The 21,377-nt window shown below is 70.3% G+C and carries 19 protein-coding genes; 8 read left to right on the top strand and 11 right to left on the bottom strand.

What is annotated here, in order from left to right; all coding sequences use genetic code 11:
• The first annotated feature begins 95 nt into the window (after nucleotides 1-95).
• On the top strand, nucleotides 96-620 hold the full coding sequence (locus K311_RS0105245) for a hypothetical protein (RefSeq protein ID WP_026816446.1): 525 nt from the start codon (nucleotides 96-98) through the stop codon (nucleotides 618-620).
• Nucleotides 621-623: 3 nt separating this feature from the next.
• On the opposite strand, the gene K311_RS0105240 is transcribed toward K311_RS0105245, so the two are convergent.
• The 4 genes from K311_RS0105240 to pdsR form a co-directional block, all read right to left on the bottom strand.
• Nucleotides 624-1,316, bottom strand: a complete 693-nt coding sequence (locus K311_RS0105240; RefSeq protein WP_026816445.1) for an SDR family oxidoreductase — start codon at nucleotides 1,314-1,316, stop codon at nucleotides 624-626.
• Nucleotides 1,317-1,390: 74 nt separating this feature from the next.
• Nucleotides 1,391-2,872, bottom strand: coding sequence for an anthranilate synthase component I (gene trpE, locus K311_RS0105235; protein ID WP_026816444.1), 1,482 nt, complete (start codon nucleotides 2,870-2,872; stop codon nucleotides 1,391-1,393).
• Nucleotides 2,873-2,923: 51 nt separating this feature from the next.
• Nucleotides 2,924-4,924: an ATP-binding protein gene (locus K311_RS0105230; protein WP_026816443.1), complete on the bottom strand. Its 2,001-nt coding sequence runs from the start codon at nucleotides 4,922-4,924 to the stop codon at nucleotides 2,924-2,926.
• Nucleotides 4,925-4,946: 22 nt separating this feature from the next.
• Nucleotides 4,947-5,636, bottom strand: a complete 690-nt coding sequence (gene pdsR / locus K311_RS0105225; protein WP_026816442.1) for a proteobacterial dedicated sortase system response regulator — start codon at nucleotides 5,634-5,636, stop codon at nucleotides 4,947-4,949.
• A gap of 141 nt (nucleotides 5,637-5,777) precedes the next feature.
• Between pdsR and K311_RS15475 the strand changes: the two genes are divergently transcribed.
• The 3 genes from K311_RS15475 to K311_RS18600 all read left to right on the top strand — a co-directional run bounded on the left by K311_RS15475 (nucleotide 5,778) and on the right by K311_RS18600 (nucleotide 8,845).
• Complete coding sequence (locus tag K311_RS15475) at nucleotides 5,778-7,874, top strand: marine proteobacterial sortase target protein (RefSeq protein WP_052049130.1); 2,097 nt, start codon at nucleotides 5,778-5,780, stop codon at nucleotides 7,872-7,874.
• A gap of 99 nt (nucleotides 7,875-7,973) precedes the next feature.
• Complete coding sequence (locus tag K311_RS18605; protein WP_026816441.1) at nucleotides 7,974-8,240, top strand: hypothetical protein; 267 nt, start codon at nucleotides 7,974-7,976, stop codon at nucleotides 8,238-8,240.
• Nucleotides 8,237-8,845: a class GN sortase gene (locus K311_RS18600; RefSeq protein ID WP_281168214.1), complete on the top strand. Its 609-nt coding sequence runs from the start codon at nucleotides 8,237-8,239 to the stop codon at nucleotides 8,843-8,845. Before K311_RS18605 ends, K311_RS18600 begins: the two co-directional genes overlap by 4 nt.
• An 11-nt stretch (nucleotides 8,846-8,856) precedes the next feature.
• On the opposite strand, the gene rpe is transcribed toward K311_RS18600, so the two are convergent.
• A complete protein-coding gene (rpe, locus tag K311_RS0105205) occupies nucleotides 8,857-9,540 on the bottom strand; it encodes a ribulose-phosphate 3-epimerase (protein WP_026816440.1) in 684 nt (227 codons plus the stop codon).
• A 134-nt stretch (nucleotides 9,541-9,674) separates the two neighbouring features.
• On the opposite strand from rpe, the gene K311_RS15465 reads away from it, so the two are divergent.
• Nucleotides 9,675-10,517 carry an outer membrane protein gene (locus K311_RS15465; protein ID WP_051239529.1) on the top strand — a complete coding sequence of 281 codons (843 nt, stop codon included), beginning with the start codon at nucleotides 9,675-9,677 and terminating at the stop codon, nucleotides 10,515-10,517.
• Nucleotides 10,518-10,572: 55 nt separating this feature from the next.
• Here K311_RS15465 and K311_RS0105195 read toward each other — a convergent pair whose 3' ends face one another.
• Entirely contained in the window at nucleotides 10,573-10,893 is a 321-nt protein-coding gene (locus tag K311_RS0105195; protein WP_026816439.1) for a J domain-containing protein, read from the bottom strand.
• 98 nt (nucleotides 10,894-10,991) lie between these two features.
• On the opposite strand from K311_RS0105195, the gene K311_RS0105190 reads away from it, so the two are divergent.
• The 3 genes from K311_RS0105190 to K311_RS15460 all read left to right on the top strand — a co-directional run bounded on the left by K311_RS0105190 (nucleotide 10,992) and on the right by K311_RS15460 (nucleotide 13,532).
• Complete coding sequence (locus tag K311_RS0105190; protein ID WP_026816438.1) at nucleotides 10,992-11,876, top strand: phosphoribosylaminoimidazolesuccinocarboxamide synthase; 885 nt, start codon at nucleotides 10,992-10,994, stop codon at nucleotides 11,874-11,876.
• A gap of 137 nt (nucleotides 11,877-12,013) precedes the next feature.
• Nucleotides 12,014-12,517, top strand: a complete 504-nt coding sequence (locus K311_RS0105185; protein ID WP_051239528.1) for an Mpo1 family 2-hydroxy fatty acid dioxygenase — start codon at nucleotides 12,014-12,016, stop codon at nucleotides 12,515-12,517.
• A gap of 124 nt (nucleotides 12,518-12,641) precedes the next feature.
• Nucleotides 12,642-13,532 (top strand): DMT family transporter, encoded by an 891-nt coding sequence (locus K311_RS15460; RefSeq protein ID WP_051239525.1) that lies wholly within the window; start codon nucleotides 12,642-12,644, stop codon nucleotides 13,530-13,532.
• Here K311_RS15460 and K311_RS17520 read toward each other — a convergent pair.
• The 5 genes from K311_RS17520 to K311_RS0105155 form a co-directional block, all read right to left on the bottom strand.
• On the bottom strand, nucleotides 13,529-13,996 hold the full coding sequence (locus K311_RS17520) for a helix-turn-helix domain-containing protein (RefSeq protein ID WP_051239523.1): 468 nt from the start codon (nucleotides 13,994-13,996) through the stop codon (nucleotides 13,529-13,531). The genes K311_RS15460 and K311_RS17520 overlap by 4 nt on opposite strands.
• Before the next feature lie 14 nt (nucleotides 13,997-14,010).
• Nucleotides 14,011-16,506 carry an efflux RND transporter permease subunit gene (locus tag K311_RS15450; protein WP_051239522.1) on the bottom strand — a complete coding sequence of 832 codons (2,496 nt, stop codon included), beginning with the start codon at nucleotides 16,504-16,506 and terminating at the stop codon, nucleotides 14,011-14,013.
• A gap of 10 nt (nucleotides 16,507-16,516) precedes the next feature.
• Nucleotides 16,517-17,707, bottom strand: a complete 1,191-nt coding sequence (locus K311_RS15445; RefSeq protein WP_081683284.1) for a WD40/YVTN/BNR-like repeat-containing protein — start codon at nucleotides 17,705-17,707, stop codon at nucleotides 16,517-16,519.
• A 93-nt stretch (nucleotides 17,708-17,800) separates the two neighbouring features.
• Entirely contained in the window at nucleotides 17,801-19,168 is a 1,368-nt protein-coding gene (locus K311_RS0105160; RefSeq protein ID WP_081683283.1) for a DUF1329 domain-containing protein, read from the bottom strand.
• Between the two features lie 22 nt (nucleotides 19,169-19,190).
• Entirely contained in the window at nucleotides 19,191-21,218 is a 2,028-nt protein-coding gene (locus K311_RS0105155) for a DUF1302 domain-containing protein (protein WP_026816435.1), read from the bottom strand.
• Between the last annotated feature and the right edge of the window lie 159 nt (nucleotides 21,219-21,377).

Genomic DNA, 21,377 nt, shown 5'->3' with positions numbered 1-21,377 from the left:
TACGCGATGACCGGAGGCAATCCGGACATTCCGGCGATGTCCGGATCGGGCCCCGCGGCTGCGTAGGGCGGCCCACCCCTTTCGTGGAGTTCCCGATGCGACGGCTGTCGATCCCTGCCCTGTTCTCGCTAGCCCTGCTCTCTGCCGAACCGGGTCTTGCCGTCCCGCCGGCCGATGCGCCTGCGGCGATCGTCGGTGACGACCCGGGCGCGGGTCCCGACGACGACGACATCCGGAATATTCCCGGCCCGCTGCAGGGCACCTGGCGGCTCGTGCATGCCGCCGACCGGACCGACGCGCCGCTGATGCGCTTCACCCTGCATCACGACCACGGCGCCACCATCGCTCAGGGCGAGTTGCTGATGTATCCGCCGTTCTGCGCGACCGTCGCCGGTGGCCCGCCGGGCAGCGAGCACGACTGCGAGCTGGCCTTCGAGTCGATGGAATTCAGCGCGATCGAGGTCGACTGCGTGCAGTTGCACGCCGTGTTCCACCCGACCGCCGACGGACTGCCGCACCACCTCGAACTGAGGCTGTCGCAGGGCCGCCTGGTCGGCCACTACCGCAGCGACGACGGCGAAATCCGCGTGCCGGTGATCGCCAGCCCGCCGCCGAAGTGAGGTTCAGACCCGCCCGGTGATCGGGATCAGCGCGCCGGTGATCGCCGACGCGCGCTCCGACAGCAGGAACACGATCGCGTCGGCGATCTGCTCCGGCCGCACCCACTTGCCGAAATCGGCGTCGGGCATGTCGGCGCGGTTGGCCGGGGTATCGATGATGCTCGGCAGCAGCGCGTTGACGGTGATGTCGCGCGGCTTCAGTTCCTCGGCCAGTGCTTCGGTCAGTTTCGCGACGCCGGATTTCGACGCGGCATAGGCGCCCATCCCGGCCGCCGCCTTCACCGCGCCGTTGGCGCCGATGTTGACGATGCGGCCGCCGGCGCCCAGATGCGGCAGCGCCGCGCGGCAGGCGGCGACGGTGCTGCGCACGTTCATCCGGTACAGCGCGTCCCAGCTGTCGAGCGAACCGCCTTCGACGGTCTCCCAGCGAAAACCACCGGCGATGTTCACCAGGCCGTCGATGCGGCCGAACTTCGCGATTACCGCGGCCATCGCCTGCGCCGCCGCCGCCTCGTCGGCGACATCGACGCCGCCGAAGGCTTTGGCCCCGTGCAGCGCCGCCGGATCGCGCGGCGCATCGGCGCGGTCGAGCGCGGCGACATCGGCGCCTTCGCGGCGCAGGGCCTGCACGACGGCGGTGCCGAGGGCGCCGAAGGCGCCGGTGATGGCGAAGGTCTTGCCGGACAGTGTGGTCATTTCTTTGCTCTCCTGTCTTATCCGCGTTCATCCGCGTGGATCCGCGTCGAGAAGCATCGCGCCTGAAGGCGCTCCTACAGGCCTGAGGCGGCCTGGGCGACGGCGCGGAACAGGGCGCGGCCCTTGTTCATCGTTTCGTCCCATTCCTTCGCGGGATCGGAGTCGTGGACGATGCCGGCGCCGGCCTGTACGTGCAGGCGGCCGTCCTTGATCACCGCGGTGCGGATCGCGATCGCGGTGTCGGCATCGCCCCACCAGTTCAGCCAGCCGACGGCGCCGCTGTAGACGTTGCGGCGCACCGGCTCGAGTTCGCGGATCACCTCGAGCGCGCGGATCTTCGGCGCGCCGCTGACGGTGCCGGCCGGGAAGGTCGCCTTCAGCACGTCGGCGAAGCCGAGGCCGTCGCGCAGCTGGCCCTGGACCTCGCTGACGATGTGCATCACATGCGAGTAGCGCTCGATCACGAAGCGGTCGGGAATGCGCACGCTGCCCGGTTCGGCGACGCGGCCGACATCGTTGCGGCCGAGGTCGATCAGCATCAGGTGCTCGGCGCGCTCCTTCGGATCGGCGAGCAGCTCGGCCTCGAGCGCGGCATCGGCCTCGGGCGTCGCGCCGCGCGGTCGGGTGCCGGCGATCGGGCGCACGGTGACCTCGCCCTGCTGCAGGCGCACCAGGATCTCCGGCGAGCTGCCGACGACCTGGAAGCCGTCGAGGTCGAGGAAATACATGTAGGGCGAGGGATTCAGCGCCCGCAGCGCGCGATACACGTCCACCGGGCGGGCGCGGAACGGCACGCTCATGCGCTGGCTGAGCACCACCTGGAAGACGTCGCCGGCGCGGATGTATTCCTTCGCCTTCTCGACCGCAGCGAGGAAACCCTCGCGGGTGAAACCGCTGACGAAGTCGGCCTCCTGCAGCAGCGACGGGTCGAGCACGTCCGGATACGAACGGCCGGAATGGCGCAGGCGGTGCACGAGTTCATCGAGCCGGCGCAGCGCACGCGCATACGCCTGCGGCTGCGACGGGTCGGCGTGCACGATCAGGTAGAGCCGCCCGGCGAGGTTGTCGAAGACCGCGACCTCGTCGCTGAGCATCAGCAGCGCGTCGGGGGTGCCGAGGTGGTCGGGCTGGTGCGCGCCGGAGGCCGCCAGGCGCGGTTCGATCCAGTCGATCGTCTCGAATCCGAAATAGCCGACGAGGCCGCCGCTGAAGGCCGGCATGCCCGGCAGCTGCGGCACCGACCAGGCCGCGCGCAGGGCCTCGATTTCGGCCAGCGGATCGGCGACCTCGCGCGACTCGATCAGTTCGCCGTGATCGCGGGTCTCCAGGGTGTTGCCGCGAAAGGTCCAGGTGCGCTTCGCCGGCAGGCCGATGATCGAATGCCGTCCCCAGGTCTCGCCGCCCTCGACCGATTCGAACAGATAGGTGTGCGGGCCGTCGGCGAGCTTCAGGTATACCGACAGCGGCGTATCGAGGTCCGACAGCACCGCGCGCACGACCGGGATGCGGGTGTGGCCGGCGGCGGCGAGCTGGGCGAATTCTTCGGCGGAAATCATCGGCACGAGGGCGTTCGGCGGGGCGGCCGAGTATGGCAGGACTCCACTTTCTCAGCCCATGCCGCGCAGATGCAGCACGAACTCCACGCCGCTGCCGTCCGCCAGATTGCGCGCTTCCGCCCGGCCGCCGTGCAGTTCGGCGACCAGGCGCACGACGTAGAGGCCGAAGCCGAGATGGGCGGCGCCGTCGGTGCGCTGCGGCTTGTCGCGCAGGCTGACCAGGGAATCGAAGAGCTGGGTGCGCATCGATTCCGGCAGGGTGGGCCCGGTATTGGCGAGGGCGATGCGGACGCCGTCGCCTTCCTTCGTCAGGCTCAGGCGCACGCAGCCGTCCGGCGGGCAGAAGCTGCGGGCGTTGTCGACCAGCTTGTCGAGGGCCTGCACGATCAGCTCGGGCGCGCCCCGAAGCTGAACGGGGTACGTCCCCGTTTCGAAGGTGCGGGGGGCGAGGAGGTCGGCGTAGGCGTCGGCGCAGCCGGCGAGCAGGGCGGCGAGGTCGAAGTCCTCGGCTTCGGCGGCCTCGATCGCGTGTTCGATGCGGGTGACTTCGCTCATCGTGCGGACGAGATTGCCCATGCGCTCGACGCCGTCGCGGGCGCGGCCGAGGTAGGGCCGCACGTCCGCGGGCAGCGCCGCGCTGTCGAGGTTGTCGAGCGAGGTGCGGACGATCGCCAGCGGCGTGTTCAGTTCGTGCGACAGCTTGCCGGACAGCGAGCGCAGGTAGTCGGTGTAGGCGGCGACGCGGTCGAGCAGCGCCGCGAAGCTGCGCGACAGGTCGCCGATCTCGTCGCGGGCACGGGTGCGCGGGAAGGCGCCGACGCGGCCCTCGCGGTCGAGCGCGGATTCGGCGGCATCGCGCAGGCGGCGGATGCGCGCGGCCAGGCGCGAGGCGTACCAGAGCAGCACGCCACCGCTGAGCAGCAGCGCGACCAGGGTGACCGCCAGCAGGCGCGAGAACGCGCGGTCGGTGAGCAGCAGCACTTCCGAGTTCGTGCGCTCCAGCAGCAGGGCGCCGCGGATCGCGCCGTCGCCGGCGCGCAGCGGCACCGCCGCCGCCAGCAACAGCCGCGCGCCGCCGGGATCGCGCCGCCAGGCGACGCCGCTGCGGCCTTCCAGCGCGACATCGACTTCCGGCCGCTCGACGCGACGCTCGCCGGGCGCGGTCGCGATCTCGTCGACGTCGCGGAACAGCAGCGCGCGATACAGCGCTCGGCGCCACGGCAGCAGGTCCTCGTCGGTGGCGTCGGCCCGCAGGGTGCCGGCGCGCGCGAACACCGTCGCGTCGCGGTCGACCAGCACGACGCGCATGCCCGGCGGCGCCAGCGCCAGCAGTTCAGGCTCGAGGGCGCCGACGTAGCCGTGCAGCGCTCGCAGCGCCAGTTCGCCGTTCGCGAGCGTGCCGGCCTCGCGGCGGTCACCGCCGGCATCGAGGTCGAGCGCGGCGATGCCGACGGCGTCGACCTGCAGCGCCTGCGGCAGCGCCAGTTCGACCGTGTAGCCGGCGTCGTGTTCGCGCCAGAAGCCTTCCACCCGGAACGGCAGCGCGCCGCCGTCGGCACCGGCGACGCGCAGTTCGCCCGGCGTGTTGTTGGCGACGTGCAGCAGCCAGTCGCCGCCGGGGCCGCGCAGGCGCAGGCGCAGGCGGTCGAAGGCGAGATCGCCGGGCCAGTAGGCCTCGCCGCGCTGGCGGCTGGTATCGGCGACCTCCACCAGCAGGTGCAGGCGTTCGGCGCTGCGGGCGAGCGCGACACGCAGCCAGGGATTCGCGCCGCCGAAGACCGCCGGCGCTTGCTGCGCGCCCTGCCAGTCGCCGCCCTCGCCGTCGAGGCGCGGCGCGAACTGCAGGCGGTGCACGAAGAAGCCGCCTTGCGCCGGGGGCAGCCGCCCCGGCCGCACCGCGACCCCGCGCGCCAGCGCTTCCGCCGACGCGACGATCGCCTGCTCCTGGCCCTGGCGCAGCAACTCCTCCATCTGCCGCACGAACTGCCAGCCGGCCCACGGCAGCACCAGCACCGACAGGGCGACCAGCAGCAGCTTCGCGCGCAGCGACATCAGCGGGCGGCCGGCATCGCGCTCAGGCGCGCCAGCGGTAGCCGGCGCCGTGCACGGTGTCGATCTCGTCGAAAGCCGGATCGAGCGCCTGGAACTTCCGGCGGATGCGCTTGATGTGCGAGGTGATCGTGGCGTCGTCGACGACGATCTGCGCCTCGCGCATCAGCTGGTCGCGCGACTTCACGTGGCCGGGGTAGCGCACCATCGCGTGCACCATCCAGAACTCGGTGACGGTCAGCGCGACTTCCTGTTCGCGCCAGGTCACGCGCATGCGCTCGAGCTCGAGCGTCAGCTCGCGCAGCCGGAACACCGACTCGCGCACCTGCGGCGCCGCCAGCGAATCCATGCGCCGGAACAGTGCGTGGATGCGCGCGGTGAGCTGCGGCAGCGAGGTGTGCTTGCTCAGGTAGTCGTCGGCGCCCAACCGGAGGCCCGAGATCACGTCGAAGTCGGAATCGCGTGCGGTCAGGAACAGGATCGGCAGCGTCGCCGAACGCGCACGCAGCTCGCGGCACAGATCGAAGCCGCCCTCCGGCTCGTCGCCCAGGCCGACGTCGATGATCACCAGGTCCGGCAGCTTCAGCGCGAAGGCCGCCTTCGCTTCGCTGCGGCTGGCGAAGGCCGCGACCTGGTAGCCGTGGCGGCGCAGGGCCTCGGCGTAGTTGTCGCGGATGGCGGGTTCGTCTTCGACGATGGCGACGGTTCTGCTCATGGCCGCAAGTCTGGCCGCCGCGACCGGCGCCGGCAATGGACTGCCCGCGAATCGCCATGAATGATCGCCGTCCTGCCCGCAGCCGCGCCCGCGCCTTGCGCCGGGCCGGGATGCACTGGTGCCGTCCACAGGAGGCGAGCCATGCATATCCGCGAGACCCGCAAACCCCGCATGTTCCGGCGCCTGCAGCGGCCGCCGCAGCCGGTGCGCTGCTACTGGGCGGGAATGATGCTGCTGATCGGTTTCCTCTTCGCCGGGTTGCCGGCGATCGCCCGCGCGGACGGCGCCGGCAACGGCCTGCTGCTGCGCGACGGCGACACCTGGATGCCGGGTCTGGTGATGGACACCCGCGTGGAGATGCAGGTGCGTGGCCTGCTCGCCGAGGTCACGGTGACGCAGACCTGGGTCAACGCCGACAGCGACTGGCGCGAGGGCCGGTATCTGTTGCCGCTGCCGGAGAACGCCGCGGTCGGCGCGCTGACGCTGCGCATCGGCGAGCGGCTGATCGAGGGCGAGATCCGCGAGAAGGAGGAAGCGCAGCGCGTCTACGCCGAAGCCGCCGCCAGCGGCCGCCGCGCCGGCCTCGTCGCCCAGGACCGGCCGAACCTGTTCCAGACCGCGGTCGCCAACGTCGGCCCCGGCGAGACCGTCGAGATCGAAGTGCGTTACTGGCAGCCGGTCGACTTCCGCGATGGCGTCTTCTCGCTGTCGCTGCCACTGACATTCACCCCCCGCTACACCCCCGCCCCTTCTGTAGGAGCGCCTTCAGGCGCGATGCCCCCCTCCCCTGGTACCGCGCCGGGAGGCGCTCCTGCGGTTCGAATTGCTTCCGGAAGTTCCGAGATTTCGGTGATCGCGCCTGAAGGCGCTCCTACGGGAGCGGCGGAGGGGCGTGGCGTGATGGGTTCGACGCTGCCGCCGACCTTCGAGCTGGTCGCCGAGATCGAGGCCGGCCTGCCGCTGGCCGTGGTCGAAAGCCCCAGCCACGTCGTCGACGTGCACGAATCGGCCGGCATCCACCGCGTCGTGCTCGCGCACTGGGTCGAGGGCAGCGACCGCGACTTCGTGCTGCGCTGGGCGCCGGTGCCGAGCGACGCACCGCGCAGCGCGCTGTTCACCGACCGCGTGCACGGCGAGGACTTCGCGCTGCTGATGCTGGTGCCGCCGACGCTGCCGCAGGCGCCGCTGTCGCGCGAACTCGTGCTGGTCATCGACAACTCCGGATCGATGGAAGGCGCGTCGATGCGCCAGGCGATCGAAGGCGCCGACCGCGCGCTGGCGCGCCTGCGTCCGGGCGACCGCTTCAACGTGATCCGCTTCGACGACAGCTTCGACGTGCTGTTCCCGGAAGCCGTGCCGGCCGAACCCGGCAACGTGGCCCGCGCCCGCGCCTTCGTGCGCTCGCTGCGCGCCGCCGGCGGCACCGAGATGATGCCGGCGCTGCGTGCCGCGTTCGCCGGGCAGGCGCCGGCCGGATTCCTGCGCCAGGTCGTGCTGGTCACCGATGCGGCGATCTCCAACGAGGACGAACTGCTGGCGCTGGTGCAGTCGGGACGCGGCGAATCGCGGCTGTTCCCGGTCGGCATCGGCAGTGCCCCGAACGGCCACTTCCTGCGCAAGGCGGCCGAACTCGGCCGCGGCACCCATGTGGTGATCCGCGACATCCAGGAAGTGTCGGCACGCATGGACGAGCTGCTGGCGAAGCTCGACCGCCCGGCAATGCGCGACATCCAGCTCGACTGGCCGGCCGGCGCCGACGCCTATCCGCAGCGCGTGCCCGACCTCTATGCCGGCGAGGCGCTGCAGGTCGTCGCGAAGCTGCGCGCGATGGACGGCCACGTCACCGTGCGCGGTTTGCGCCCGCAGCCCTGGGTGCGGCAGATCGAACTCGGCGACCGCGCGGTGATCGCGCCGGGTGTCGGACGCCTGTGGGCGCGCGCACGCATCGATGCGCTCGAGGACCAGGTGCGCGCCGGTGGCGAGCTCGCTTCGCTGCGGCCGCTGATCGTCGACACCGCGCTGCGGCACGGGCTGGTCAGCAGCTACACCAGCCTCGTCGCGGTCGAACGCACGCCGGCGCGACCACAGACGGCACCGCTGAGCACCACACGCGTGAACAACGCGTCGCCGGAAGGTTCGCTGGCGTTCGCGCAGGGCAGCCTCGGCTGGCGCGCGGAACTGCTGCTGGCGATCGCGCTCGCGACGCTGTCGGCCTTGCTCTTGCGCTCACGCGGGTGACGCCATGCTCCATCGCGCCGCCGCCTGCGTCTTCTGCACGCTCGTGATGTGCCTGCTGCGAGCCCCCGCACGCCGCTGAAGCCATGAAGGAGACCCGCCATGATCCTGGTCGTCGAGAATGCAACGGACCTGCAGCCGATCCCGCAGGAACCGCGTCGGTGCTCCCTGGAGCAGGCGCTGCGCAACATGGGCTGGCCGTGCCCGGAAGCGACCGCCGCGAAGCACGCGGTCACCCCGGCGCGCCGGCCGCTGCCGCTGAAGCCGCGCCTGCAGGTCGTGCCGGCACCCGCACCGGTGCGCCCGGTCGCCGTGCCGCTGCCGCAGCTGCAGCCGATGCCGCAGGCCGCGATCGCCGTCGCCGGCTGAGTCCGGAGCTTTCATCGGGCGCGGATGCAGGCCCGGCCGCGCGTGGCCCTCGCTGGCTGGCGCGGCTTCTTCTGCCCGTCGCCGCCGTGCTCGCGCTGCACGCCGGCTGGATGCCGGCGAAGGCGGCGCTGGCGCAGCATCTGCTCGGCGAAGCCTGGGAACAGGCGCGTGGCGACGGCGGCGCCCACCGTCCCTGGCCCTGGGCCGATACCCATCCGGTGGCGCGCCTGTCGGCGCCACGCCTGGGCCGGAGCCAGATCGTGCTCGCCGGCGACGCCGGCCGCCCCCTCGCCTTCGGCCCCGGCTGGGCCGAAGCCAGCGCCGCGCCGGGCACCACCGGCACCACCGTGATCAGCGGCCACCGCGACAGCCACTTCGAATGGCTGCGAGAGCTGCAGCATGGCGACGTCGTCGAACTGGAAGCGGCGTCGGGCATCAGCCGCTGGACCGTGGCCGGCAGTGAAGTGGTCGATTCGCGCACGACACGCCTGGACGTGACGGCGGCTGCGGACCGCCTGGTGCTGGTGACCTGCTGGCCCTTCGACGCGGTCGCGGCTGGCGGACCGATGCGCTATGTGGTGACGCTGGAACCCCAGCCGGAGTAGCGGCGACTCGCTCAGGCGTTCGCGCTGCGTGCCGCCGCGACCTCCGCGCGCATCTTCGCGATCACGGCCGCGTAGTCGGGGGCGTTGAAGATCGCCGAACCCGCGACGAAGGTGTCGGCGCCGGCCGCAGCGATCGCACCGATGTTGTCGGGCTTCACGCCGCCGTCGATCTCGAGGCGGATGTCGCGGCCACTGGCGGCGATGCGCTCGCGCACGCGGCGCAGCTTGTCCAGCGCCGACGGGATGAAGGCCTGGCCGCCGAAGCCGGGGTTCACCGACATCAGCAGCACCAGGTCGAGCTCGTCGAGCAAGTAGTCGAGCACCTCGACCGGCGTCGCGGGGTTCAGCACCAGGCCCGGCCTGCAGCCGTGGCTGCGGATCAGCTGGATCGTGCGGTGCACGTGCTCGCTGGCTTCGGGGTGGAAGCTGATGTACGTGGCGCCGGCCTGGGCGAAGTCCGGGACGATGCGGTCGACCGGCTTCACCATCAGGTGGACGTCGATCGGGGCGGTGACGCCGTGCCTGCGCAGCGCTTCGCAGACCATCGGGCCGATCGTCAGGTTCGGCACGTAATGGTTGTCCATCACGTCGAAATGCACCCAGTCGGCGCCGGCCTGCAGCACCGCGTCGACCTCGGCGCCGAGGCGGGCGAAGTCCGCGGACAGGATGGAAGGGGCAATCAGGCAGGCGGACATCGGGGCGGCTCCGGGCGCGGGACGCCATCTTAATCGGCGGGCCGGCCCGCCCGGCGGTTTTTTCCCGGGCCCGTAACCACTACCATGCGGGGCCTGTACGTCCATTCGGCCGCCCCACCGGCCCGGAGAACCCGATGAAGCCGTTGTTCGCCCTTTCGCTGACCGCCCTGTTCGCCGCGGCCTCGACGCCCGCCGCCGCCCAGTGGAGCTGGGACGGCTTCCACATCGGCATCCACGGCGGCGCTACCTCGCAGAGCAACGACAGCCGGGAAATGCTCGACTTCGACACCGACGGCGACGGCCGCTACGGCGACGGCGTGTCCTCGGATCCGGTGCTGCTGATCAACGCGTTCGCGCCGGGCTTCTGCGGCGGCACCGCGAATTCCGGCTGGCCGCAGTCGGGCTGCCGCAACAACATGGACGACAATTCCGGCGACGTCGGCATCCGCATCGGCTACGACTGGCAGACCCTGGACCTGGTGGTCGGCGTCGCGATCGAGCATTCGACGAACGAGTTCGCCGACAGCGTCACCGGCTACACCACCGCGCTGAACACCTACACGATGCATCGCGAGGTCGGCGACGTCAGCTCCATCCGCGGCCGCATCGGCTTCACCTTCGGCGACGGCAGCAACCTGGCCTACGCGACGCTGGGCTATGGCCGCGCCGACGTGGTCAACCGCTTCACGACCAGCGACAACGGCTCCACCTACACCCTGTCCGGCGAGGAAGGCACCGCCAGTGGCTGGCAGTTCGGCATCGGCTACGAGACCTTCGTCACCCGCAACATCACGCTGGGCCTCGAGTGGCTGAGCAGCAGCTTCGACGACGACAGCGACTTCACGGTGCACGCCGACGGCGGCATCTTCGACCACCGCGACCCCGACGGCACCGACATCCGCCGCACCCGTTCCGCGGTCGACTTCAGCTCGACCCGGCTGACCCTCGGCTGGCGCTTCAACGACGGTGACTGGTAACGGTGTCGGAGACAGTTATTTGGATAACTGTCTCTGACACCGTTATCTGACACCGTTATCTGCGGAGTTTCTGGATCCGGTCGTAGGCGGCGTTGATCGCGCGCGCCTTGTCCTCGGCCTGCAGGCGCAGGTCCTCGGCCGCGCCGACCAGGCGGTCCGGGTGGTACTGGGCGATCAGCTGGCGGTAGGCGCGGTCGACCTCGCCGTCGGTGGCGTCGTCGCGCAGGCCGAGCACCGCATAGGGGTCGTAGCGCTTCGGGCGCAGCCAGTCGGCGTCGAAGGCATGGCCGACCAGCAGGCCGATCACCGCGCCCGCCGGATGCCGCAGCAGCAGCCAGCCGGCAATGAATCCGAGCAGCTTTCCGTACCAGCGCATCGTTCCAGGCGTCCTCCGTCGCGGGCCCGCAGTCTAGCAGCGGCCACGGCCGCGCCGGGCTGTGCATAATGTCGCCCCGCCCGCGTACCGGATCCGCCGTGTCCACCACGCTGCACACTTCCGACCTCCCGCTGCCGCTGCTGCATCGCGGCAAGGTCCGCGACGTCTACGAACTGCCGGGCAACCGGCTGCTGATGGTCGCGACCGATCGCCTCTCCGCCTTCGACGTCGTATTGCCCGACCCGATCCCGGGCAAGGGCGAAATGCTCTGCCGGATCAGCAATTTCTGGTTCGCGCGCACCGCCCACCTGATGCCCAACCATCTGACCGGCGACGACGTCGCCGCGGTGCTGCCGGAAGGCGTCGACCCGGCGCCGTACCTGCAGCGTTCGGTGGTGACGAAGAAGCTGCGGCCGGTGCCGGTCGAGGCGATCGCCCGCGGCTACCTGATCGGCAGCGGCTGGGCCGACTACCAGCGCACCGGCGCGGTCTGCGGCATCGCCCTGCCCGGCGGCCTGCGCCAGGCCGACCGCCTGCCGCAGCCGATCTTCACGCCGTCGACCAAAGCCGCCGTCGGCGACCACGACCAGAACGTCGACTTCGACGCGGTGGTGCGCCTGATCGGCGCCGACCTCGCCGAACAGGTGCGCTCCGCGACCCTGGCGATCTATCGCTACGCCGCCGACTACGCGGCCACCCGCGGCATCATCATCGCCGACACCAAGCTCGAGTTCGGCCTCGACGAGGCCGGCGTGCTGCACGTGATGGACGAGCTGCTGACGCCCGACTCGTCGCGCTTCTGGCCGGCCGACGAATACGCGCCCGGAAGCAGCCCGCCGAGCTACGACAAGCAGTTCGTGCGCGACTTCCTGGAAACCCTCGACTGGAACAAGACCGCCCCCGGCCCGCGGCTGCCGGCGGAGGTCGTCGCGGGCACGCGGCAGCGGTATGCGGAGGCGCTGGCGCGGCTGGCTGACCTGTGAAGCGAGTGGAGAGTGGAGAGCGACGAGTAACGAGTGGAGACCCGCGCTCGCGCGAAGCGCGGGGGTTTACTCGTTACTCGTTACTCTCCGCTCGTTACTCGCCCTAGAATGGCCAAAGCATTCTCCGGAGCCAGTCCATGTCGACGACCGAGACCCTGCAGGACGCACCCGACCCGCGCCGGCCGATCGACCGCTGGCTCTTCAGCTATTCCGGCGACCACCAGCACCCGACCAACCAGCTGATCCATGTGATCTGCGTGCCGACCATCGTCTGGTCGGTGACCGCGCTGATGTGGACGATCCCGGTGCCGTCGGCCTACCTGCAGCCGGGCACGTGGATGGCGGTCGGCATGTTCTTCGCGTGGCTGTACTACTGGAAACTGTCGAAGCCGCTGGCGTTCGGCATGCTCGCCACCTTCGTCGCCTTCGGGGTGATCAACCGCCTGCTCTGGCTGCAGTTCGGGATCCCGGGGCTGCTTTGGATCGCGATCGGCGTGTTCGTCGTCGCATGGATCGGCCAGTTCATCGGCCACAGGATCGAAGGCCGTAAGCCGAGCTTCTTCACCGACCTGAGCTATCTGCTGATCGGGCCGCTGTGGACGCTCGACAAGCTCTACCGCCGGCTCGGCTGGGGCCACTGACCGCGACCGATCCTGCCCGGTCGCGGACGCCGAGGCGGACGAGGACGCCGACGCCGACGCGGATGCCGACGCCGCGGTACCGGACCGCGGGCGCATAATGCCGCGCCCCGTCCGGACCCCCTGAATGCCGCTGCGCGATCTCCTGCTGGCCCTGCTGATCTGCCTGGCCTGGGCCGGCAACTTCCTGATGTCGGCGCTGGCGCTGCGCGAGCTGCCGCCGCTGCTGTTCACCGCGCTGCGCCTGGCCGTGCTGGTGCTGCTGCTGGCGCCGCTGCTGCGGCGGCCGCCGCCGGGGCAGTGGCCGCGCCTGCTGGCGATCGCCACGTGCACCGGCGTGCTGCATTTCGGGCTGAGCTTCTGGGCGCTGAAGCTGGCGGGCAACCTGTCGTCGCCGGCGATCGTGATGCAGAGCTACATCCCGATGTCGGTGCTGCTGGCCTGGTTGCTGCTCGGCGAGCGCTTTGCGTGGCGGACCGGTACCGCGGTGGCGCTGAGCTTCGCCGGCGTGCTGGTGCTCGGCTTCGATCCGCTGGTGCTCGCGCGGCCGGCATCGCTGGGGCTGATGCTGGTGTCGGCGTTCTTCCTCGCGCTGGGCACGGTGCTGATGCGCGGGATCGGCGGCCTGTCGCCGTGGAGCATGCAGGCCTGGATCGCGCTGGTCGGGCTGCCGCCGCTGCTCGCGCTCAGCGCGTGGCTGGAACCGGGCGGCTTCGCGCTGATCCCGGCGCTGACGGCGACCGCCTGGGCCGGCATCGCCTGGGCGGCGCTGGTGGCGTCCCTGCTGGGGCACGGCCTCTACTACGTGCTGGTGCGCCGCCACCCGGTCGCGACGGTGATGCCGTGGCTGCTGCTGACGCCGGTGTTCGCGGTCGCGCTCGGCATCGTGTTCTGGGGCGACCGTCCCGGTCCGCGCCTGTGGCTCGGCGGCGCGATGGTACTCGGCGGCATCCTCGTGATCGCGCTGCGCAGCCGGACGCGCGCGCGGCCGCCGGTGGTCGAGCCGCAGGAGCTCTAGTCGTCCTCGCCGATGCGGCGGCTCGGGCGCAGCGGCGGCTGCCTTCGTGGCGGCTCGTCGCTGCCGGCGGCCTCGCGCGCCAGTGACGACACCAATGCGGCGATCGCCAGGGTCTGCGCGTAACTGAGCCGGCGCAGGTCGACCAGGATACGTTCCTCGGTCTCGTCCTGGGCGCAATAGCGCAGCAGCACGCCGGCTTCCTCGCGGTCGTCGAGCGCCTGGTAGACCATGCGGCCGCGGCCGGTGCACAGCCATTCGAAGGCGACCCCGGTGACGTGGGCGACGCAGCTCAGGTGGGCCAGCGTCGGCCGCGTGCCTTCCGGGTGCTCCCAGTGGGTGACGGCGTTGCGGCTGACCCCGCAGGCGGCGGCGACCGCGCTCTGGGTCAGGCGCGCGTATCGCCGCGCCTTGCGCAGGCGCACATGGAAGTCGGCCGCCAGGTCAGGGAGATGCCTGTCACCCATGCGACCGCCTCCGGTCAGAGCTTCGGGCGCCAGTCGTCGCTTTCGCCCGGGCGCAGCAGCCAGCGGCACAGCGCCGGCAGGAAGATGATCGCCGCGATCATGTTCACCACGAACATGAAGGTCAGCATCACGCCCATGTCGGCCTGGAACTTCAGGTCCGAGAAGATCCACATCGCCACGCCCACCGCCAGGGTCAGCGCGGTGTAGAAGATCGCGATGCCGGTGGTCTTCAGCGCGATGAAGTAGCTCTCCGACAGGCTGCGGCCCTGCGACATCGCCTCGCGCATGCGCGCGAAGATGTAGATGCCGTAGTCGACGCCGATGCCGACGCCCAGCGCCACCACGCAGAGCGTGTTGACCTTCATGCCGATGCCGAGTTCGACCATCAGCGAGTGGCCCAGCTCGGTGACCAGCACCAGCGGCGCCAGCACGCACAGCGCCGCCAGCGGGTTGCGGAAGCTGAGCAGGCACATCACGAACACCGCGGCGTACAGCAGGCCGAGGATCCAGTGTTCGGCCTTGCGCACCTCGTCGTTGGTCGCCGCCATCACGCCGACGTTGCCGGTGGCCAGGCGCAGGTTCACCTGGTCGGTCTGGAAGTCCGGCGTGTTCGCCGCTTCCTCGGCCAGCTTCAGCTGCAGGTTGCCCGGCACGAAGGCGTTGTTGGCCTCGCGGAAATCCTTCACCGCCGCGACCACGCGGTCGATCGTCGTCGCCTGGTGGTCGGCGAGGAAGATCGTGATCGGCATCGCGCTGCAGTCGGCGTTGAGCAGGCCGGAATCGGTCTCGAAGTTCTGCGTCGCCTGGCGCAGCGTGTCGGGATCGCGCGGCAGCACGCGCCAGCGCATCGAGCCGTCGTTCCAGCCGGCGTTCACGATCTTCGCCGCCGCCGGCAGGGTGATCACCTGCTCGACGCCCTCGACGTTCTGCATGTGCCAGGCGAAGCGGTCGATCAGCTCCATCGCCGCGTAGCTGGTGGTGCACGCGGACGGGCCGGACTCGGCGATCACGTTGAGGATGTCGACGCCGAGCGAGAAGCGCTCGGAGATCAGCACCGCGTCCTGGTTGTAGCGGGCGTCGGCGTGCAGCTCGGCGACGCCCTTCTGCGCATCGCCGATCATCACGTTGTTGCCGTGCTGCCAGGCGAAGAACCAGCCGACCAGGCCGACCAGGATCACCACCGCCGCCGCCGGCCGACTCGACAGCCGCGACAGCGCCGCCCAGATGCGGTCGAAGCGGGTCAGCTGGCGCAGGCGGAATTCGCGCTTGCGGTCGATGTTGCGCAGCTTCGTGTAGCTCAGCAGCACCGGCAGCAGCACCAGGTCGGTCAGGATCGTCAGGGCGACGCCGACGGTGGCGGTGATCGCCAGCTCGCGCACCATGTCGATCGGGATCACCATGATCGCGCCGAAGCCGATGCAGCCGGCCAGCAGCGCGACGGTGCCCGGGCCGAGCAGCATGCGGAACGACAGCCGCGCCGCCTCCAGCGGCCCGACCGCGTTAGCGGCGCGCGCGCGCAGCTCCTCGACGGTGCCCTCCTCGAGGCCACCGAAGAAGATCTCGCCGCGGAAGCGGTTGATCATCTGTTCGCCGTGGCTGACCGCGATCGCGAATATCAGGAACGGCGTCAGCATGTTCATCGGGTCGATGCCGAAGCCCATCAGCTTCAGCGCGCCCAGCATCCAGATCACCGACACCAGCGCGGCGGCGACGGTCAGGCTCGCCAGCTTCGCCGAGGTCGAGTACAGGAACAGCAGCAGCCACGTGAAAGCGACCGTCAGCGCGAAGAACTTCACCACCGAGGCGGCGCCGTCGGCGATGTCGCCGACCATCTTGGCGAAGCCGATCACGTGGATCGTGACGCCTTCCTTCTCGTACTTCCGGCGGATCTCCTCGAACTGTTCGGCGATCGCCCGGTAGTCGACCTTGTTGTCGCCCGATTCGGGGATCAGGTCGGCCCAGATCATCGCGCCGGAACCGTCGCGCGCGACCAGGCGGCCGGTGATGTTGGCCTTCAGGATGTTGCTGCGGATCTGCGCGAAGTCCTCCGGGGTCGCCTCGAAGCCCGGCACGTTCGGGGTGAACGTCTGCGGGATCACGTTGCCGCCGGACAGGCCGTCCTCGACGACCTCGATGAAGCGCACGTTCGGGGTGAACAGCGAGCGCGAGCGGGCGTCGTCGGTCGCCTCGAGGTTGATGACCTCGTTGGTGACGTTCTCCAGCACCTGCATGAAGTGCTGGTCGTACATGTCGCCGTCCTCGGCGATCACCGCGACCAGCACGCGGTTGGCGCCGCCGAAGTCCGCCTCGTACTCGAGGAAGGTCTGCATGTACTCGTGCTGCAGCGGCACCTGCTTCTTGAAGCCGGCGTCGATCTCGAGCTGGGCGGCGAAGTAGAGCATCGCCGCGGTGATCGCCGCGAAGACGATCAGCACGAGCGGGCGGTTTCCGAAGACCAGCGTCTCGGCGAACCGGGCGAAGGGGCCGGGCTGGGCGTTGGGCAGGCTCATTGCTACTCCGTTACTGCGGGCGGTACAGGTCGGCACCCATCTCGCCGACCACGAGGAAGCCGTCATCGCCGGCCGGCACCACCGCCGAGAGCTGCGGGATGCCGTCGCCGTCGGTCACGGTGCTGGCGCTGAACGGCGCCTGCGCGTTCGCACGCGTCAGCAGGGTGCCGTTGGCGCCGACCAGGATCGCACCGCCGGACGGCAGCGCCGCGCCGCCCATCAGGCTGGCGGTGGTGCCGGTCTCGACGCGCGTCCAGCTGTCGCCGAGGTCGGTGGATTCGTAGACGTTGCCCCGCAGGCCGAAGACCATGATGTGGTCGCCGTCCCAGGACAGCACGCCGAACATCGAGCCCTCGTAGGGCAGGCGGCGGCTTTCCCAGGTCTGGCCGCCGTCGCGCGAACGCAGGAAGGCGCCGCGCTCGCCGGCGATCACCAGCGCCCCGGAACCGCTGCGGGCGATCGCGTTGAAATGCGGATCGGACTCGGCGTCGAGCATCAGGTCGGACTCGTCGAAGGTCCAGTCCTCGCCTTCGTCACCGCCGTCCTCGGCAGCCGCGGCGACCGCCGCCGGGGCGTCGTCCTCGTCGCTGGCGACGCCGCGTGGGGTCCAGGTCACGCCGCCGTCGTCGGTCACCAGCATCAGGCTGTAGGCGCCGACCGCGAAGCCGTGACTGGCGTCGGTGAACAGCAGGTCGAGCACCGGCACGCCTTCACTGGCGTCGAAGGTGTCCGGCGTCCACGGCGCGGCGCGGCGGCGGGTCCAGGTCTGGCCGCCGTCGGTCGAGTGCACGATCACGCCGTCGTGGCCGGCGGCCCACAGGATGCCGTCGGCGGTGGCGATCGAGGTCAGCGTGGAACGGGTCGGGATCTTCGCCTGGGTCCAGCGGCGGCCGTCCTCGGAGACGAGCACGTGGCCGCGTTCGCCGACGACGAAGAAACCGGAATTGGTGCGCACCGCGTCGAGCAGCATCGAGTCGGCGGCGCGGGGCATCGGTTCGGCATCGAGCAGCGCGGGATCGGTCGCCGCGACCGCGGGTGCCGCGTCGACGAGGGGCTCGTCGCCCTCGTCGGTTTCCATCGGATAGTCGCCTTCCCCGGTGTCGTCGGCGATCGGGTCCTGCGCCAGCGTGGGCGCGGCGAGGGCCAGTGCGGCCAGCATGGCCAGCGGGAGGCGCGCGCGTCGGAAGGGGGTTCGGGACATGAAGGCTCCTGCTCGGGTGGCCCCCGGTTCGGGAGCCCGGAACGCCGCCGCGCCCTTGCGGGCGCGGCGGGTGTTGCTACGGCGACTGCCGGATCAGCGCACGCCTGCGGTACGCAGGTTCTGCGGCGAGTAGTTCGCCGGGGTGCTCTGGTAGCCGAAGTCACGCGGCTTGTCCTCGTTGTCCAGCAGCATCGTGATGTAGCGGCCGGACTTGAGGTCGTGGTGGGTTTCCAGCGTCGACCAGAACGTCGGCACCTCGTAGTAGTTCACCGAGGGCGCGTCGGAGAAGCGCCACAGATTCCCCTGACCGTCGTAGTGATCGATCATCAGGATCTGCCAGCTGTCCTCGTCGACGTAGAAGGTGCGGCGGCTGTTGATGTGGCGCTGGCCCGGCTTCAGCTTGGCCTCGACCACCCAGACGCGGTGCCGCTCGTAGCGCATGTAGTCCGGGTTCAGATGGCCCGGGCGGATCAGGTCGCTGATGCGGGTCGTGCCGGCGTGGGCGCGGTAGGCGTTGTACGGGACGAGCATTTCGCGCTTGCCGACCAGGGTCCAGTCGAAGCGGTCCATCGCGCCGTTGAACATGTCGGTCATGTCGTTGGTGCGCAGGCCGTCCGAGGCGGTGCCCGGGTTGTCGTAGGCGACGTTCGGAGCGCGGCGCACGCGGCGCTGGCCCGGGTTGTACACCCACGCCTGGCGCGGCGCGGCGGCCGCGTTCAGGGTCTCGTGCACCAGCAGCACCTGGCCGGCCAGGCGCGCCGGACCGAGCACTTCCTGCTTGAAGTACAGCAGGATGTTGTTGATGGTCTCGGAGGTGTTGCCCGGCTTGTAGTACAGGCCGAGCAGTTCCTCGCGCAGCTTCACCAGCGTGTAGGCACCGCTGGCGGTCGGCGCCGCCTGGTTCGAGTAGCTGACGACCGACAGGCCCTTGTACTTGAGCTTGTGGTTCCAGATGACCTCGTAGGCGTTCTGCGGGATCGGGAACGGAATGCCCTCGGCGCAGTTCTGCACGCCCTCACCGTCGGCGACCAGACGGCACTGGGTCGCGTTGCGGCGGGTCATCTCGTAGGTCCGCTGCGGGAACGAGGCGCTGCGGCGGGTCGGATAGACGTCCATGCGGTAGGTGTTCGGATACCGCTCGAACATCGCCCGCTGGCCCGGCGACAGGTACTGCGCGTACTGGGCGACGTTGGCCCGGCTGATCTGGAACAGCGGCTTGTCGGCCGCGTACGGATCGGGGTGGAACTCGCCGACCTTGTAGCCCGCCGGCGGGCGGGTGATGCCACCGTCCCACGCGGGGATGGTGCCGTCGGCATTGCCGGCGCGTTCGCCGCCGACCGGGGTCAGCGTCGTTCCGAGCTTGGCGGCTTCCGTTTCGCTGACCGCGGCGGTTGCCTGGCCGGCGGTGAAGACCGCGGCTGCGACCGTCATGGCCAGCGCGGTTTTCCTGGTGATGTTCATCCTCTGCCTCCCTTGTATGGCGTCAGAACGAATAGCGGACCGAGAACGCCGCGAAATCGCGGTCGTGGATCTGGTTGTATTCCTCGGCGCCGAAGAAGTACGTCACGCTGAGGTCGAACACCCACTGGTTCAGGTAGTTCGCTTCGAGGCCGACCGTCAGCGACTTGCGGTCCTCGAGGAAGTTGCCGCCCGGGCCGGGGGTGGTACCGCTGACGTCGTGGTTGAAGGCGACGCGCGGCGAGAAGGTCAGCGGGCTGCCGAAGGCGTTCGCATAGTCGGCACGCGCGGCGACGCGGTAGCCCCACGAGAAGCTGGTCGGGAAGCCGCCGGTGAGCGTGTACGGGTTGCGGGCGCAGCCGTACATCAGCACGCCCGGACCGCCGAAGCCGCCGTTGGCGAGCACGTCGCCGACGTCGCAGCTGCCGGCGGTGTCGGTGCCTTCGCCCTCGTAGCGCAGTTCGGACTGCGGCGGCAGGTCGTGGACCTCGGTGGCGCCGACCTCGGCGACCATCGCGAGCTGCTGCGCGCCGAGCACGTTGGCGAACGCCTTCGTGAAGGTCATCTGCAGCTGGCTGACCTCGTGCTCGCGCCAGCCGCGCACTTCCTGGCCGAAGTTGTACTGGCCGAGCTGGCTGTTGAAGCGCAGCGCCGGCGCGGCGATGAACGGATTCAGCGGGCTCAGCGCGGCGTACAGCAGCTCGACGTCGTCGACCTGCAGCGGCATGTTCGGGCGGTGGCTGACCTCACCCTGCCAGGCGATGCCGCCGGGGAGCGTGGTGTTCCACGAGATGCCGTACAGCTGGATGTCTTCCGGATACTCGGCGAAGAAGCGGCCGGTGGCGGCGCCGCCGACCGGGTCGGTGACCGCGCGGCCCGACAGCAGCGGCACGCGGCTGTGGTAGTTCAGGAAGTAGAAGCCGAACTCGGTTTCGTTCAGCGCTTCCGCGTACCAGCGCAGCGCGACGCCGAACTGGCCGCTGTCGCTGGCCGGGCGGTCCGGCAGGCGGCCGACCGCGTTGCCGCAGCCGATCGCGATGATCGCGCCGGCGTTGGCCGGGCCGTAGACCGCGGCGAGGTCGGCGAAGCGGTCGGAGTTCGCGTAACCGGCGGCACCGTTGTAGCAGGTCGCCTCGAAGTATTCCGGGTTGTAGACCGGCTGCGGCGTGGTGCCGAAGCCCAGCATCACGTAGCTGCCGCCCGGGGTGCCGAAGTCGTTCGAGCTGAAGTAGGTGCCGGCGGCGTCGACCTCGATCTCCTCGAACTCGAACATGTACAGCGCTTCGAGCGAGACGTTCTCGGAGATCTGCACCGAGCCCCAGATCATGTCGATCGGCAGGAACGCTTCCTTCAGCTCGGCACCGGCGACGCGCAGCGCCGACAGGTCCACCGGGTTGATGACGTTGATGCCGTTCTGGATGAAGGTGCTCTCGCCCCAGCTGACCGCCTGGCGACCGAGGCGGACGGTGCCGCTGATGCCGCTTTCGCCGCCGCCGAAATCCTTGAAGACGAAGGCGTCGAGCATGCGGAAGCGCTGGCCGATGCGGTCCTGCGCGACCTCGGTCAGGTCGTCGCGGTCGTGGTTCTCGAAGTCGTGGAAGAAGGTCGCGCGGGTGAACAGGCCCCAGTCGCGCCAGTTCAGCGAGAACTCGGAGGTGATCTTCACCGCGTTCGAGATCGCGTCACCGCGGTCGTACTTCAGGTTGCCGTCGTCGCGGTTGGCGGAGAAACGGCCGCGCGCGCCGATCTGGTAGTCCGAACCCGGCACGCCGCCGGTCGAGGTGCAGCGCCCGGTACCGACCGGGATCGCACCCAGCGGCACGTTCTGCGCGCACAGCAGCGGGTCGAACCAGGACTTGCCGATCAGGTCGGGATCCTGCTCGTCGATGCGCCACGAGTAACCGTAGGAGACCGTGGTGTCGAAGCTGCCGGTCAGCTCACCGCGGCTGAATTCGAAGGCCTGGGCCCCGGGCGCCATCAGCAGGCCGAAGGCGACGGCGGCGGCCAGCGGGGCACGAGCGACCAGCCCGTGGCGTGGATGCGGTTTCTTCATGGAGACTTCCTCGGGTCGGTGCAGGTCGGTTTGCGAAGGATCGGGCGGAAGGCCGGGGCGGAGCCGCGAAACGACAGCCGGCTGGCTTGTCGGTCAAGACGGACGTCGCTCTGGATTCCCCCCGGATTAGAGCATTTCCTCGGGCATATTAATTGTTCG

This window comes from Arenimonas composti TR7-09 = DSM 18010 (assembly GCF_000426365.1).
Classification (GTDB): Bacteria; Pseudomonadota; Gammaproteobacteria; order Xanthomonadales; family Xanthomonadaceae; genus Arenimonas; species Arenimonas composti.
This window is presented reverse-complemented; position numbering and strand designations above follow the sequence as displayed.

Excerpts from the sequence above, each read along its gene's own strand:
- K311_RS0105185 (WP_051239528.1), top strand. The coding sequence starts at position 12,014 with ATGTCGACGACCGAGACCCTGCAGGACGCACCCGACCCGCGCCGGCCG.
- K311_RS0105245 (WP_026816446.1), top strand. The coding sequence starts at position 96 with ATGCGACGGCTGTCGATCCCTGCCCTGTTCTCGCTAGCCCTGCTCTCT.
- K311_RS0105160 (WP_081683283.1), bottom strand. The coding sequence starts at position 19,168 with ATGAACATCACCAGGAAAACCGCGCTGGCCATGACGGTCGCAGCCGCG.
- pdsR (WP_026816442.1), bottom strand. The coding sequence starts at position 5,636 with ATGAGCAGAACCGTCGCCATCGTCGAAGACGAACCCGCCATCCGCGAC.
- K311_RS17520 (WP_051239523.1), bottom strand. The coding sequence starts at position 13,996 with ATGGGTGACAGGCATCTCCCTGACCTGGCGGCCGACTTCCATGTGCGC.
- K311_RS15460 (WP_051239525.1), top strand. The coding sequence starts at position 12,642 with ATGCCGCTGCGCGATCTCCTGCTGGCCCTGCTGATCTGCCTGGCCTGG.
- K311_RS15465 (WP_051239529.1), top strand. The coding sequence starts at position 9,675 with ATGAAGCCGTTGTTCGCCCTTTCGCTGACCGCCCTGTTCGCCGCGGCC.
- K311_RS0105230 (WP_026816443.1), bottom strand. The coding sequence starts at position 4,924 with ATGTCGCTGCGCGCGAAGCTGCTGCTGGTCGCCCTGTCGGTGCTGGTG.
- K311_RS0105155 (WP_026816435.1), bottom strand. The coding sequence starts at position 21,218 with ATGAAGAAACCGCATCCACGCCACGGGCTGGTCGCTCGTGCCCCGCTG.
- K311_RS15450 (WP_051239522.1), bottom strand. The coding sequence starts at position 16,506 with ATGAGCCTGCCCAACGCCCAGCCCGGCCCCTTCGCCCGGTTCGCCGAG.
- K311_RS15475 (WP_052049130.1), top strand. The coding sequence starts at position 5,778 with ATGCATATCCGCGAGACCCGCAAACCCCGCATGTTCCGGCGCCTGCAG.
- rpe (WP_026816440.1), bottom strand. The coding sequence starts at position 9,540 with ATGTCCGCCTGCCTGATTGCCCCTTCCATCCTGTCCGCGGACTTCGCC.
- K311_RS15445 (WP_081683284.1), bottom strand. The coding sequence starts at position 17,707 with ATGTCCCGAACCCCCTTCCGACGCGCGCGCCTCCCGCTGGCCATGCTG.
- trpE (WP_026816444.1), bottom strand. The coding sequence starts at position 2,872 with ATGATTTCCGCCGAAGAATTCGCCCAGCTCGCCGCCGCCGGCCACACC.
- K311_RS18605 (WP_026816441.1), top strand. The coding sequence starts at position 7,974 with ATGATCCTGGTCGTCGAGAATGCAACGGACCTGCAGCCGATCCCGCAG.
- K311_RS0105240 (WP_026816445.1), bottom strand. The coding sequence starts at position 1,316 with ATGACCACACTGTCCGGCAAGACCTTCGCCATCACCGGCGCCTTCGGC.
- K311_RS0105195 (WP_026816439.1), bottom strand. The coding sequence starts at position 10,893 with ATGCGCTGGTACGGAAAGCTGCTCGGATTCATTGCCGGCTGGCTGCTG.